The 13,963-nt window shown below is 34.7% G+C and carries 13 protein-coding genes; 6 read left to right on the top strand and 7 right to left on the bottom strand.

What is annotated here, in order from left to right; genetic code table 11:
* Nucleotides 1-198 precede the first annotated feature (198 nt).
* The 4 genes from Q1A60_RS17700 to dapF all read right to left on the bottom strand — a co-directional run bounded on the left by Q1A60_RS17700 (nt 199) and on the right by dapF (nt 3,598).
* Nucleotides 199-870, bottom strand: a complete 672-nt coding sequence (locus Q1A60_RS17700; RefSeq protein ID WP_299767425.1) for a peptidoglycan-binding protein LysM — start codon at nt 868-870, stop codon at nt 199-201.
* Nucleotides 871-1,233: 363 nt separating this feature from the next.
* Nucleotides 1,234-2,277, bottom strand: a complete 1,044-nt coding sequence (gene mltG / locus Q1A60_RS17695; protein ID WP_299767426.1) for an endolytic transglycosylase MltG — start codon at nt 2,275-2,277, stop codon at nt 1,234-1,236.
* Nucleotides 2,277-2,822, bottom strand: a complete 546-nt coding sequence (locus Q1A60_RS17690) for a GNAT family N-acetyltransferase (protein WP_299767427.1) — start codon at nt 2,820-2,822, stop codon at nt 2,277-2,279. The genes mltG and Q1A60_RS17690 overlap by 1 nt, the downstream gene beginning before the upstream one ends.
* Complete coding sequence (gene dapF, locus Q1A60_RS17685; RefSeq protein ID WP_299767428.1) at nt 2,816-3,598, bottom strand: diaminopimelate epimerase; 783 nt, start codon at nt 3,596-3,598, stop codon at nt 2,816-2,818. Before dapF ends, Q1A60_RS17690 begins: the two co-directional genes overlap by 7 nt.
* Nucleotides 3,599-3,730: 132 nt before the next feature.
* On the opposite strand from dapF, the gene Q1A60_RS17680 reads away from it, so the two are divergent.
* The 5 genes from Q1A60_RS17680 (at nt 3,731) to trmD (ending at nt 8,846) form a co-directional block, all read left to right on the top strand.
* Nucleotides 3,731-5,146 carry a trypsin-like peptidase domain-containing protein gene (locus Q1A60_RS17680; protein ID WP_299767429.1) on the top strand — a complete coding sequence of 472 codons (1,416 nt, stop codon included), beginning with the start codon at nt 3,731-3,733 and terminating at the stop codon, nt 5,144-5,146.
* A 190-nt stretch (nt 5,147-5,336) separates the two neighbouring features.
* Nucleotides 5,337-6,782 carry a glyceraldehyde-3-phosphate dehydrogenase gene (locus Q1A60_RS17675; RefSeq protein ID WP_299767430.1) on the top strand — a complete coding sequence of 482 codons (1,446 nt, stop codon included), beginning with the start codon at nt 5,337-5,339 and terminating at the stop codon, nt 6,780-6,782.
* Nucleotides 6,783-6,988: 206 nt separating this feature from the next.
* Nucleotides 6,989-7,606 (top strand): hypothetical protein, encoded by a 618-nt coding sequence (locus Q1A60_RS17670; RefSeq protein ID WP_299767431.1) that lies wholly within the window; start codon nt 6,989-6,991, stop codon nt 7,604-7,606.
* 54 nt (nt 7,607-7,660) lie between these two features.
* Nucleotides 7,661-8,107: a GNAT family N-acetyltransferase gene (locus Q1A60_RS17665; protein WP_299767432.1), complete on the top strand. Its 447-nt coding sequence runs from the start codon at nt 7,661-7,663 to the stop codon at nt 8,105-8,107.
* 58 nt (nt 8,108-8,165) lie between these two features.
* The gene (trmD, locus tag Q1A60_RS17660) at nt 8,166-8,846 is read left to right on the top strand and encodes a tRNA (guanosine(37)-N1)-methyltransferase TrmD (RefSeq protein ID WP_299767433.1); all 681 of its coding nucleotides are present in this window, start codon (nt 8,166-8,168) and stop codon (nt 8,844-8,846) included.
* 143 nt (nt 8,847-8,989) lie between these two features.
* Here the strand turns inward: trmD and rho are convergent, their stop codons facing one another.
* Entirely contained in the window at nt 8,990-10,747 is a 1,758-nt protein-coding gene (rho, locus tag Q1A60_RS17655) for a transcription termination factor Rho (protein WP_299767434.1), read from the bottom strand.
* 200 nt (nt 10,748-10,947) lie between these two features.
* Here rho and Q1A60_RS17650 point away from each other — a divergent pair, with 200 nt between their 5' ends.
* On the top strand, nt 10,948-11,358 hold the full coding sequence (locus tag Q1A60_RS17650; RefSeq protein ID WP_299767435.1) for a DUF4293 domain-containing protein: 411 nt from the start codon (nt 10,948-10,950) through the stop codon (nt 11,356-11,358).
* Between the two features lie 156 nt (nt 11,359-11,514).
* Here the strand turns inward: Q1A60_RS17650 and Q1A60_RS17645 are convergent, their stop codons facing one another.
* Nucleotides 11,515-12,774, bottom strand: coding sequence for an aminotransferase class I/II-fold pyridoxal phosphate-dependent enzyme (locus Q1A60_RS17645; protein WP_299767436.1), 1,260 nt, complete (start codon nt 12,772-12,774; stop codon nt 11,515-11,517).
* A 141-nt stretch (nt 12,775-12,915) separates the two neighbouring features.
* A complete protein-coding gene (locus Q1A60_RS17640; protein WP_299767437.1) occupies nt 12,916-13,956 on the bottom strand; it encodes a cysteine synthase family protein in 1,041 nt (346 codons plus the stop codon).
* Nucleotides 13,957-13,963 lie beyond the last annotated feature (7 nt).

Below are 13,963 nucleotides of genomic sequence, written 5' to 3'. Positions count from 1 at the left end.
GGTCAACCGATGAACTCAGATGATTATTGGTTTAGAGTAAACTATACAGAACCAGATGGACTAGGAACTCAAAGAGAGTTTGTAGGACACTTTACACTGAAAAGATAACGAAGAAGAATAAAGAAACACATAAACCAAAAAACTCCTAGCTAAACACTAGGAGTTTTTTTACAATAATTAACTAATCAAAAATCTGTGTTACAATAAATCTTCTAATCTTGGTCTTTTAACGGCCTGGACAAAAGAAACATCAAACCCTGAGAATTTTCTCAGATAACTTCGTATTGAAGTTCCATAGGCATCATTAAATCCTATTTCTCCTCCTGAACGTAAAAAACGCTTTACACTTCCAGGTCCAGCCAAATGTGCTGCTGCCAGAATACCAGACTCGGTAATTTTGATACCACCAACCCATTTTCCTGAAAAACGCTTAATATCACGTCGTAACACCCATTTGTTTCGAGAAGTGTTTAATAAAAATGCTTGCTCTTGCAAAGCTGGATTTTTAATAAAATTCTTTGTATTCTTAATACCTATCAAATCTAAGGTGGATGCCCCAAATTGATATTTACCCATGTACCCAAAAGTATTTATACTAAAATAATTACCCTGAGATTCTTTAAAAGCTAAAGCTTCTTTAAATCCTATATACATTCCCCCTGTGAGTGCAAGTGGAAAATAAGTAGGATATACCTCCTGAACAGTTTCTTCAGGTAAAGGCACCGTATAATAAAGGTCTAAACCTTTAGTTGAATATTGAGAAAAGTCTTCCGTTTTAGTGAGTTCCCGTTTCTTTTCTGAAATATTTCCTAGTGATAAAAGTCCTATCATAAATGGAAGGACAGTAATTTTTACCAGGCTTCTTACCATATAATCGCTTTTCGACTGCTAAGGTTTTTTTAACATTTAAAACCTTATATAGTGCTGTCTATTTCGGCCGGCAAAAATACAACTATATTTGAATCTACCAAACAAAAATCGACAAAGGAGATGAAATAACTGTTCAATTAACAAAACCCTTTATTTTCAATGCTTTTCGTCGATTTAGTGTTAAGATTCTTTTAAGAAAATCACTTAAAAAAATACAAATGACAACTTTGCCCCCATTTAAAACGTCAAGTGCAACACTAAAGTGCAATCATATTGATACTCAAAATTACTATGTAAGTCCTTTCGAGAAACATAAATACTCTAAAAGTTAGGAACAGGGTTATTAACAGTTTTTGTCACCCTTTAACGTCTTACCCCTTGATTGCTAATCCAGCGTTTATAGGCAGCGCTGTTAGCATTGTGCTGTGAAAGCGTTTTAGCAAACTTATGATATCCAAATCGTTCAATGTCTGCAACAAAATAATAATAGCCATGTTTTTCTGCATTTAGAACAGCATCTATAGCAGAGATATCTGGCATAAAAATAGGTCCGGGAGGAACTCCTGCATTTCTATAAGTATTATAAGGAGAACTTATTTCTAAATCTTTATAAAGTACTCTTTTTATGACCATATCCCAATCATTAGCCTTTTTCTTTAAAGCATAAATAATAGTAGGATCCGCATCGAGTTTTATTCCTTTCTTAATTCTGTTGAGATATACGCCTGCAACACGGGGTCGTTCTTCTACTTTAGCCGTTTCTTTATGAACTATAGATGCAAGTGCATATATTTGTTCTGGAGTTAATTTTAACAGCTTAGCCTTCGCTTTACGAGTATCATTCCAAAAACGTTTATGCTCTTTAAGCATTCGGTCTCTAAATCCTTTTGCCGAAATATTCCAATACAATTCATAACTATTAGGAATATACATTGTCAGTGCAGTTTCTTCCGTAAAACCATTAGCTTTCAAAAAATTAGGCTCTTTCATAGCTAAAAGTAAAGACAAGCTATCTGCTTCTATTTGTGTTGCAATACGACCTGCTAAATTTTCTATACGTTCTTGATTATTAAATGCAATCTTCACAGGTTTATTCTGACTACGAATAGCATTAATAATATCATTGTTACTCATCCCCTTCTTAATAGCAAAATGGCCTGATTTAATATTAGTATCATATCCTTTACGTTCAGCAACAGACACAAAAGATTCTACATCTTTTAACAAAGGAGCTATATCTTCTGTCACCTGTTTAAAAGTAGCATCCGAAGCAACAAAGAGATAGGCTTCTTCATTTTCAAAAGCAGTATTTGGAGAAAAAATAGCTCCATATACGCCATATGCAAAAACAGCACATACTATAAACCCAATAAGCACTATGGCTATTATTATCTTTTTAATATACATTATAATAGATGTTGAAATAAAACTTCATTTTTATAGCTTTCGCGAAAGCGTACTCCTTCCCCACTCACTCGTCTCCAATCTTTTTTAACGCCTATCCTCACAAAACCCGCATTTGTAAACAACTGAATACTAGCTAGGTTATCTTCAAGAATATTGACATACAACTGATGTAATTTTAAATGTGTTTTTACATAACTAAGAATCAAATCAAGCGCTTCTTTTCCATAGCCTTTTCCCCTATTTGCTTCAGATTCAATTAAAATACCAACCCCAGCCCTAGCATTATGTGGATCATAATCAAAGAGATCAATAAGTCCTATAAGTTCTCTCGATGTCGTATCACATATTGCTAAACGTAATTGTTTTACCTCATAAATATCTTTATGTGCATTAGCAATATACTCTTTAATATTATATACAGAAAAAGGAACTAAGGTTTCGCTTACAGACCAAAGACGCTCATCATTTTCAATACGATGTATCGCTATCAAGTCTTCTGGCTCCAAAGCTCTTAAAAAAACAGTATTTCCCTTAAGTGTTAGCATACAATCTCTCCTTCAAAAACATATGTTGCAGGACCAATTAAAAATATATGAGTGTATCCATCTTCTTCTTTTTGAAAACACACTTCCAATTGCCCTCCTTCTACGGCAAGATTCACATGGTTTTTAGTCGTTTTGCCTTGATGATGCATAGCAAGTGCCACGGCAGTAACTCCAGTACCGCAACTCAACGTTTCATCTTCTACGCCTCGTTCATACGTACGAACTGCAAAAACGTTAGGCGCTGTTTGAGATACAAAATTAATATTACTCCCTGCACTTCCGTACAGGTCACTATATCGTATACGAGCTCCTTCCATTTTCACATCAAGATCTGGTAAATTTTCCGAAAATTCAACATGATGAGGAGATCCCGTATCCAAAAAACTATACGCATCTGTCGTTTTTATAGCTGCGACATCTTGCATTTTTAAATGCACAATACCATCTTCTGTTATAGATGCTTCATGCAAACCGTCAATAGCCATAAATGTTGTAGAAGATTGTATGACTTGTAACGCTTTCGCGAAAGCAACAATACAACGCCCACCATTACCACACATACTGCTCTGCTTACCGTCTGCATTGTAATATACCATCGTAAAATCTACACGATCATGATTTTCTAAAAGTATCAAACCGTCTGCACCTATGCCAAATTTACGGTCGCAAAGGGTAGCGATAAGTTTGGTATCATCTTTGGGGAAAAATAGTTGTCGATTATCAATAATGACAAAATCATTGCCGGTTCCTTGGTATTTATTAAATGGGATCGTCATGCTTTATTAAAATAAACGACAAAAATACGGAATTAGCATATTGCCTGTGCTGTTAAAAGGCAGTTAAATATGAATTCCGTATATACTAAAATTTTAAATTTAACATTATATAATCACCTAATGAAAATGACCATGAAAAAAATAGCAAGTTTACTTTCTGTTGCTGTCCTAGCAGGTGTTATAACCCTAGGCGCATACAAATTATTTATTGAAGTACCAGCTTCAACTACAAACAATGTTCAAAACCAACCTTCTAGCATTCCTGTATATACACCAACTACATATGCAGCTGCAGCAAATTCTGGTATTGATTTTACCGATGCAGCAGAACGTACTGTAAATGGAGTTGTGCACGTTAGTAACAAACAAGAATATAGACAACCTCGCAATATGATGGAATTTCTTCGAGGTGGTGGACAACGAGGAGGAATTGTAGGAGCTGGAAGTGGTGTGATCATATCTCCCGACGGATTTATCATCACAAATAATCACGTTATTGATGGCGCTAGTGAGATAGAAGTTGCGCTAAATGATAATCGTAAATATACAGCGCAACTCATAGGAACTGATGAAAAAGCTGATATTGCTCTTATTAAAATAGATACAGGAGGAGACGAACTTCCCTATATCCCCTTTGGAGATAGTGATAATGCAAAAGTAGGAGAATGGGTACTTGCCGTAGGAAACCCATTTAACCTTACCTCTACTGTTACAGCAGGTATTATCTCTGCAAAAGCTAGAGATATTGATGAAAACGATGCAAATTACCAATCATTCATACAAACGGATGCTGCTATCAATCCTGGAAATAGTGGTGGCGCTCTTGTAAATACATATGGAGAACTTCTAGGGATCAATACAGCGATCACATCACAAACTGGATCATATGTAGGTTATGCGTTTGCCGTACCTTCAAACAATGCTCGTAAAATTGTAGAGGATATCATGCAGTATGGTTCTGTACAAAAAGGAATCTTAGGAGTACGTGGTACTTCTGTAAAATCGTTGCGCCCACAAGATGTTGAAGAATTAGAAATAAGTACAACAGAAGGGTTTTATGTAGGCGGCGTTGAGTATGAGAGTGGCGCTGAAAAAGCAGGGATTCAAAATGGAGATATCATTAAGCGTATAGATAATATAGAAATCAATAAATTTTCAGATTTATCAGGCTATATAAGCTCTAAACGCCCCGATGATGTTGTTCAAGTATATGTATTACGTGATAACAAAGAAATTACAGTACCTGTAACATTATCCAAATCTGTAACTTATGACATAAACAGATTAGGTATACAAGTCAAAAACGCTTCTGCTAAAGACCTTAAAAAGTATAAAGCAAAACATGGAGTAGTAATTAACAATACACTTACACCAGAAATGAGACGTTACAATATAGAAGGTCTTGTAATATCTGAAATAGATGATCAAAAAGTGTCAGATATAGAAGATGTAAAACGTATTTTTAAAAATAAAAACCCTAACGAACCTGTTAGTATTGTATTTGTAGATCAAAATGGAGAACGTAATCGTTTTATATTTGAAAACTAATTTTTAAATATAAAAGCAAGAGACAAACCTCTAAAATTTATAATAAAATCTTAATTCTAAAGCGCTTTTAAATTAAAAGCGCTTTTTTTTGTTTTTTTCTGTTACGAAAACGTTTGAAATCTATACTTTTGCCGAAAATTTAAAAAGGGTGTCCTAAATAAAAACGACACCCAAAAACAAAAATAGTAGCATGAGTCATCTAGATACTTACGAAACAGAACTTTCTTTTCAAGCAGATCGTCGTAAAGCGGCGGTCGCTTTTATTAAAATTGCAAGCGACCTATGGTATGATAAATCTATAGAGCTAGTACTTTTCAGAAACCAACTCATTGACAGAAATGTAAGTGAGATTTTAGATCTTCACGAGTACGCAGGTGCTTTTGTAGAAAAACCAATCTCTATTTTTGATAGTGTTGAGATTGCTGAGGCTATCAAAACACTTGAGCTTCCTCCTGCCAAGTTAGATATCGGTAAACTTACCTATGAATATCATCTTGAAGAAGATCATATTAGCGCAACTTCATTTGTTGCAAAAAAATTAAAACCAGCAAAAACAACTACTAATATTACTCCTAAAGATGTTGTATTATACGGTTTTGGACGCATCGGTCGATTATTAGCTAGAGAGCTTATGACTCGTACAGGCAAAGGAGCACAAATGCGATTAAGAGCTATTGTAACTCGTGGTAAAATAGATGCTACTGTATTAGAAAAAAGAGCTTCATTACTTAAAAGTGATTCCGTACATGGAGATTTTGCCGGTACTGTCGCCGTAGATGCAGACAAAAAAGCATTGATCATTAATGGTACTACAGTACATATTATAAGTGCAAATGCGCCAGAAGATATTGATTATACAGCTTATGGTATTAATGACGCCCTTGTTATTGACAATACAGGAGCTTTCAGAGATAAAGAGGCTTTAAGTAGACATCTTGCTGGAAAAGGAGTAGCAAAAGTATTACTTACAGCTCCAGGCAAAGGAATTCCTAATATTGTACACGGTGTAAATCATTTAGAACATAATCCAGACGAAACATCCATTTTCTCTGCTGCCTCTTGTACCACAAATGCTATCACTCCAGTTCTAAAAGCAATGGATGATTCTTTTGGTGTAAAATATGGGCATTTAGAAACCATACACGCATATACTAACGATCAGAATCTAGTAGATAATATGCATAGTAAATATCGTAGAGGAAGAGCCGCAGCGCTAAATATGGTCATTACAGAAACGGGAGCTGGAAAAGCAGTGAGTAAAGCATTACCTACATTTGAAGGAAAATTAACTTCAAACGCTATTCGTGTACCTGTACCTAATGGATCATTAGCAATACTAAATCTAGAACTTGATAAAGAAACAAGTGTAGAAGATTTAAATACTACGTTAAGAAAATATGCCCTTGAAGGAAATTTAGTAGAGCAAATAAAATATTCTATTGACAACGAACTTGTATCAAGCGACATTGTTGGATCATCAGCTCCAAGTATTTATGATAGTAATGCTACTATTGTAAGAGAAGGTGGAAAAAATGTAGTACTATATGTTTGGTATGATAATGAGTACGGATATAGCCATCAGGTAATCCGACTTGCAAAATACATCTCTAAAGTAAGACGATTTACATACTATTAGTCGTAGTATATACGTATATAATATGTAAGAAAAATCAAGATTTAAAAGCTCACTTTTTATAAAAGTGAGCTTTTATTTTTCTTCAAAAGAACCAAGTCTTATTTTCAAACGTATTTAAGTTGATTATTTCTAGTATTTTTGTCACCGAACAAACCTAAGAACTAGTCATTCAAAATAGTATAACCGACTAAAACACCCTAAAACCCATGACAAAAAGAACACTCTTCCTACTCATCTTATGTTTTGGTATACTCTTACATGTAAATGCTCAAGAACCACAAACTGAAGACACACCCCCAAAAACTGTTGTAGAACAGTATGACCAAGTTATTAAATCAAGTGGCAACTATAACAATGGAGCAAAACGCTACAAAGTCATTGAGCGCCCTAAACTGGATCGTTACAGAAAACAACTTTCTGATAGTGTTACCACGCTAAAAACTAAAATAACAACGCTTAACAAGCGTATAGAAGACCAAGCTGCAGAGATTACTGGATTAAACACAAACCTTTCAAGCACTCAAAAAAGCTTAGAAGACACCAATCTAGAAAAAGATAGTATGAACTTTTTTGGCTCACAAATGAGCAAAGGCAGCTATCAAACAATGATGTGGAGTATCATTGGTATTTTATTTTTAGGACTCTTATTATTTATCTTTAGATTCAAGAATAGCAATACATTGACACGTCAAGCAAAAAGAAAACTTGATGAGCTAGAGCTTGATTTTGATGACTATAAAAGAAAAGCTCTAGAAAAAGAGCAAAAGCTAGGCAGACAATTACAAGATGAACGTAACAAGTTATTAAAACAGTCTAAGAGCTAGGTTTAACACCATATTTAAATTTAAAATCTGTACTTTCGAGTACAGATTTTTTTTATGCACATACGATTAGCAACACTCCAAGATTTAGAATCATTAATCCCTTTATTTGATGGGTATCGCGTTTTTTATAGACAAACTTCAGACTATGATAAAGCACGTATCTTTCTTAAAGAACGTCTCACACATAACGATAGTGTTATTTATATCGCTTTCGCGAAAGCGGACTCAGAAACAGCCGTAGGGTTTACACAACTGTATCCTATTTTTTCTTCAGTAAGCATGGAACCTATGTATATCTTAAATGATCTCTATATACATACAGACCATAGAAGCAAAGGAATAGGACAAGCGCTTATACATACGGTAAAAGATTTATGTCGCAAAGAGCATCAAAAAGGAATTGTTATACAAACGGAAACCACAAATCCGGCGCAACACCTTTATGAGCGTTTAGGATTTACAAAAGACCCAGATTTACATTACTTTTGGCCCACAAATTAATAAGTCATATAAAAGACCCTAATAGTCTTAGATTTCAAAATCATAATTTATAGTACGCATGCGTATAGATATCATCACCGTTGTACCTGATTTATTAAAAAGCCCATTTGAGGCTTCTATTATGCAACGTTCTATTGCCAAAGGTTTGGTAGAAGTACATTTTCATAATTTAAGAGATTATGTAACTGATAATTATAAGCAAATAGACGATTACCAATTTGGTGGTGGCGCTGGTATGGTCATGATGATAGAACCTATAGATAAATGTATCTCTCAATTAAAATCAGAACGTGAGTATGATGAAGTGATTTATATGACGCCAGATGGAGAAACACTTAACCAAGGAATGGCAAATACGATGTCTCTTAAAGAAAACATCATTATCCTTTGTGGGCATTACAAAGGAGTAGATCAACGCGTACGTGATCATTTTGTTACTAAAGAAATTTCTATTGGCGACTATGTATTAAGTGGTGGCGAACTTGGTGCTTTAATTTTTTGCGATGCTGTTATTCGTTTAATTCCTGGGGTTTTAGGAAACGAAACTTCTGCACTTACCGACAGCTTTCAAGATGGATTGTTAGCACCTCCTATTTATACACGCCCAGCCGAATATAAAGGCTGGAAGGTTCCAGAACTTCTTACCAGTGGTAATTTTCCAAAGATAGAAGCATGGCGAGAAGAACAAGCCTATCAGAGAACTAAAGAACGTAGGCCTGACTTACTGGAAGAAGATTAATCTATAATTTCATAACGAAATTTTATATGATTGTTATTCTTTAAATCTACAAATTTTAAGGCTATATATGCTTTCGCAAAAGCGTAAAACAAAAAAATCCCCTCATTACTGAGAGGATTTATAATTTATATATGTGTATTGAATTATTGATTCATAGAAATCAAGAATTCTTCATTATTACGAGTACTTTTAATACGGTCACTCATAAACTCCATTGCTTCTACAGGATTCATATCGGCAAGATACTTACGAAGTACCCATAAACGCTGACTTGTATCTTTAGAATGTAATAAGTCATCACGACGTGTACTCGATGATGTAAGATCAATAGCAGGGAATATACGACGGTTAGATATATTACGATCTAATTGTAATTCCATGTTACCAGTTCCTTTGAATTCTTCAAAGATCACCTCATCCATTTTCGAACCAGTTTCTGTAAGTGCTGTTGCAATAATACTTAGAGAACCTCCATTTTCTATATTACGAGCAGCTCCAAAGAAACGCTTAGGCTTATGTAATGCATTAGCATCTACACCTCCAGATAGTATCTTTCCAGAAGCAGGTTGAACAGTGTTATAGGCACGTGCTAAACGTGTGATAGAATCTAACAGAATCACAACATCATGACCACATTCTACAAGGCGTTTTGCTTTTTCAAGAACAATATTAGCCACTTTTACATGCTCATGTGCTTCTTTATCAAAAGTAGAAGCAACTACTTCTCCTTTTACATTACGTTGCATGTCTGTAACCTCTTCAGGACGTTCATCTATCAAAAGAATCATTTGATATACTTCAGGATGGTTTGCAGCAATAGCATTTGCCACATCCTTAAGTAACATCGTTTTACCTGTTTTAGGCTGTGATACAATCATACCACGCTGCCCTTTCCCGATAGGTGCAAACATATCCATCACTCTTGTAGAGATACTAGATTGTCTTGCTGCCAAATTGAATTTTTCAGTAGGAAATAATGGTGTTAAATGCTCAAAAGAAACGCGATCTCTAACAATATTTGGACTTAATCCATTAATTCTAGAGACTTTAATCAATGGGAAATACTTCTCTCCTTCTTTAGGTGGACGTATTACACCAAGTACTGTATCGCCAGTTTTTAAACCAAATAAACGTATTTGAGATTGTGACACATAAATATCATCTGGAGACGCTAGGTAATTATAATCTGACGATCGTAAAAACCCGTATCCATCTTGCATAATATCTAACACCCCTTCACTCTCTATAATACCTTCAAACTCAAAATCTGGTTCACGGTAGCGATTTCTGCTATCCTTATTCCCATTTCCGTTATTACGGTTATTATTTTGGTTACGGTTATTATTACGATTATTGTCGCGATTATTATCACGATGCTGTCGTTTATTATTGTTATTGTGACGATTATCGCGTTGATGATCTCTAGACTTCTGTTCGTTAGAACCTCCATCTGAGTTTTTCTCTTTGCTCTTATCGTTTGTATGAGTTTGGGTAGGAGTCGTTTTTTTTGCTTCTTCTTTTTGAGGAGCTTTAGACTCAGTAGAAACTGTTTTTGTCTCTTCTACCTTATTATTTTTTGGGTTTTGACTTCTAGGCCTTTGTGGTTTATCGCGTTTAGGCTTTTCCTGCGCTTGTGTAGGCGCTTGCGTTTGCTTTTGTTGCGTTTGGGGCTTAGTATCTGTGCCTTTGTTTTCTGCAGCTGCCTTCTTTGGAGGCTCAGGTTTAGATGGTTTTACAGCTGCTGTATTAGCTACCTTTTCAGGTTCTGCAGCTTGTACGTCTAAAATTTTATAGACTAAATCTAATTTTTTTAAAGTTCTAAACTTAGGAACTTTAATACCTTTTGCGATTTCCTGTAACTCAGGAAGTTTTTTTGCTTTTAATTCTGAAATGTCAAACATCTAGTAACTAGAGTGAATTAATAATTGTGTGATTTTGAAAATATACCGAAAGAAGAAATCGATAATATAAACTAGCAAGAAAATAAAAAGCGGAGAGCTTATTACGTTATTACATTACAATGATACAATTTTATTTTTAAACTTTTCCAAATAACTCATAAAAGAAACTTATTTTTGCACCTGAAATTTATTTTTACACAGTGATACAACGTATACAATCCATATATTTAGCCTTAGCAGGTATTGTTTCTATAGCTTTGCCTTTTGTTTTTAGCCTTTATGCTGATGCTGAAGGAAATGCCGTGTGGGCTAAGGATGATCCTATTATTTTAGGATTATTTGCGTTAAGTGCTGTTTTATCATTTATTATTATATTTTTATACAAGAAAAGACAAAATCAGTTCGTTCTAGGACGACTAACGATCATATTAAACTTTGTTTTATTAGGTGTATTGGTATACCGATCACAAATCTTATCCGGAGGAACGGCGGTTCTTGAGAAGGGTATTGGAATGATCATTCCGCTTATTTCTATCGTTTTACTAGCCTTAGCCAATAAGGCAATTAAGCGCGATGAAGATCTCGTAAAATCTGTAGATCGATTGCGATAGACCTAAAAATCTTAGTTATTAGTGCGTAAAACCCTTCAGAAATGAGGGGTTTTACTTTTTAAAAAACTAAAATGATTGTATAATTTAATTAGTAATAAAAACAAAAACCCGATTCTATAATATAGAATCGGGTTTTTGTATATATAGTATCTTTTTTTAAGCTCCTAAAGCAGCTTCTACTCCTGCAGATAATCTTTTGTAGGTTCCGTTTTCTAAACGGGTTCTAATAGCTTCAAAAGCCACTAGTGTCTCTTCTACATCTGTAAGCGTATGTGATGCTGTAGGAATCATACGTAAAAGTATTAAGCCTTTTGGTATTACAGGATATACAACAATAGAACAGAAAACTCCATGATTTTCACGTAGGTCTTTTACAAGCGCCATTGCTTCTGGTATACTCCCTTTAAGATATACTGGAGTTACACAACTTTGTGTTGTCCCGATATCAAATCCTCTGTCTTTTAATCCTCCTTGTAATGCGTTTACATTTTCCCAAAGCTTCTCACGAAGTTCTGGCATAGTGCGTAACATATCTAATCGTTTAAGAGCTCCTACAACAAGTTGCATTTGCAATGACTTTGCAAACATTTGAGATCTTAAGTTATATTTTAAATAATCAATAATTTCTTGATCTCCTGCAATAAAAGCACCTGTACTCGCCATAGATTTAGCAAACGTAGCGAAATATACATCTATCTCGTCTTGTACGCCTTGTTCTTCTCCTGCTCCTGCTCCCGTAGCACCAAGTGTTCCAAATCCATGAGCATCATCTACTAATAAACGGAAGTTATATTTTTTCTTGAGTGCAACAATTTCCTTAAGTCTACCTTGTTCTCCTCTCATTCCAAATACACCTTCAGAGATCACTAGAATTCCTCCTCCAGTTTGTTCTGCCATTTTGGTAGCACGTTCAAGGTTTTTTTCAATACTCTCCATATCGTTATGCTTATAGGTAAATCTTTTTCCCATATGCAAACGAACACCATCAATGATACACGCGTGTGTATCTACATCGTACACAATAATATCATCTTTCCCTACTAATGCGTCTATTGTAGAAAGTATTCCTTGATATCCAAAGTTTAGGAGATATGCAGCATCTTTACTTACAAAAGCTGCAAGTTCGTTTTGTAGTTGCTCATGTAATTCTGTGTGACCACTCATCATTCGTGCTCCCATTGGGTATGCACTTCCATAGTCTGCCGCAGCTTGTGCATCAATTTCTCGCACTTCAGGACGATTAGCTAGTCCTAAATAATCATTTACACTCCAAGTAATTACTTCTTTTCCTTGAAATCCCATACGGTTAGAAATAGGACCTTCTAGTTTAGGAAAAACAAAGTAACCTTCTGCTACTGATGCCCACTTCCCTAATGGTCCTTTATCCTTATAAATCTTATCAAATAAGTCCTTCATATTCAAATTTTCAAACGAAATGCAAAACTACATAAATAATATATGTTGACCTAATTCAAAATCATAATCAGTTGGCCACCAAACATAAAAAACTCCTACGTTTAGGTAGGAGTTTTCATTATGCAATAAGTATTACATATATTACTTTATATATTCTATAGTTTGTACTTCTTCATTATGCTCACTATCAAAGAAACCTTGATCACGCATCCATTTATCACTGAATACTTTACTCATATATCGGCTTCCATGATCTGGGAATATAACAACTACTTTACTGGTGCTATCAAAAACGCCTTCTGCAGCAAGTTGTTTTAAACCTTGAACAGCAGCACCACTTGTATATCCTACAAATAAGCCTTCTGTTTGTGCTATTTCTCTAGCAGAATGCGCACTACTTTCATCAGAAACCTTTACAAAGGTATCTATCACATCAAAGTCTGTTGCTGTAGGGATTAGGTTTTTACCTAAACCTTCTATTCTATACGGATAAATTTCGCTAGCATCAAATTCACGCGTAGCATGATACTTTTGGATAACTGACCCATATGCATCTACTCCTATGATTTTAATATTAGGATTTTTTGATTTTAAGAAACGTGCTGTTCCAGAAATAGTACCTCCTGTACCACTACATGCAATAAGGTGTGTTATTTCCCCTTCTGTTTGATTCCAGATTTCTGGTCCTGTTGTATTAAAATGAGCATCTATATTAGACTCATTAAAGTATTGATTTATATATACAGATCCCTTTGTCTCTTCGTGTAAACGTTTTGCTACACTATAATAAGAACGTGGATCATCAGCGCTTACATTTGCTGGGCATACATATACCTTTGCTCCCATTGCTTTAAGAGCATCTATTTTATCTGGAGAAGATTTTGAACTTACTGCTAAAATACACTCATATCCTTTTATGATACTTACCATAGCGATACTAAACCCTGTATTACCAGAGGTAGTTTCTATAATCGTATCTCCAGGTTTTAATACTCCATTACGCTCTGCTTCTTCTAATATATGAAGTGCGATACGATCTTTTGAAGAGTGACCTGGATTAAAAGCTTCTACTTTAGCATAAAAATCTCCATCAAAATCTTTAGTAATTCTATTCAGCTTTATAAGTGGTGTATTACCTATAAGTTGTAATACATTATCATATACGTGAAGTTGATCAGCCATAAAAATT

This window comes from uncultured Dokdonia sp. (genome assembly GCF_947492535.1).
Classification (GTDB): domain Bacteria; phylum Bacteroidota; class Bacteroidia; order Flavobacteriales; family Flavobacteriaceae; genus Dokdonia.
The sequence above is the reverse complement of the archived record's forward strand: the minus strand, read 5'-3'. Positions and strand labels throughout refer to the sequence as shown.

Excerpts from the sequence above, each read along its gene's own strand:
- Q1A60_RS17700 (WP_299767425.1), bottom strand. The coding sequence starts at position 870 with ATGGTAAGAAGCCTGGTAAAAATTACTGTCCTTCCATTTATGATAGGA.
- mltG (WP_299767426.1), bottom strand. The coding sequence starts at position 2,277 with ATGTATATTAAAAAGATAATAATAGCCATAGTGCTTATTGGGTTTATA.
- Q1A60_RS17690 (WP_299767427.1), bottom strand. The coding sequence starts at position 2,822 with ATGCTAACACTTAAGGGAAATACTGTTTTTTTAAGAGCTTTGGAGCCA.
- dapF (WP_299767428.1), bottom strand. The coding sequence starts at position 3,598 with ATGACGATCCCATTTAATAAATACCAAGGAACCGGCAATGATTTTGTC.
- Q1A60_RS17680 (WP_299767429.1), top strand. The coding sequence starts at position 3,731 with ATGAAAAAAATAGCAAGTTTACTTTCTGTTGCTGTCCTAGCAGGTGTT.
- Q1A60_RS17675 (WP_299767430.1), top strand. The coding sequence starts at position 5,337 with ATGAGTCATCTAGATACTTACGAAACAGAACTTTCTTTTCAAGCAGAT.
- Q1A60_RS17670 (WP_299767431.1), top strand. The coding sequence starts at position 6,989 with ATGACAAAAAGAACACTCTTCCTACTCATCTTATGTTTTGGTATACTC.
- Q1A60_RS17665 (WP_299767432.1), top strand. The coding sequence starts at position 7,661 with ATGCACATACGATTAGCAACACTCCAAGATTTAGAATCATTAATCCCT.
- trmD (WP_299767433.1), top strand. The coding sequence starts at position 8,166 with ATGCGTATAGATATCATCACCGTTGTACCTGATTTATTAAAAAGCCCA.
- rho (WP_299767434.1), bottom strand. The coding sequence starts at position 10,747 with ATGTTTGACATTTCAGAATTAAAAGCAAAAAAACTTCCTGAGTTACAG.
- Q1A60_RS17645 (WP_299767436.1), bottom strand. The coding sequence starts at position 12,774 with ATGAAGGACTTATTTGATAAGATTTATAAGGATAAAGGACCATTAGGG.
- Q1A60_RS17640 (WP_299767437.1), bottom strand. The coding sequence starts at position 13,956 with ATGGCTGATCAACTTCACGTATATGATAATGTATTACAACTTATAGGT.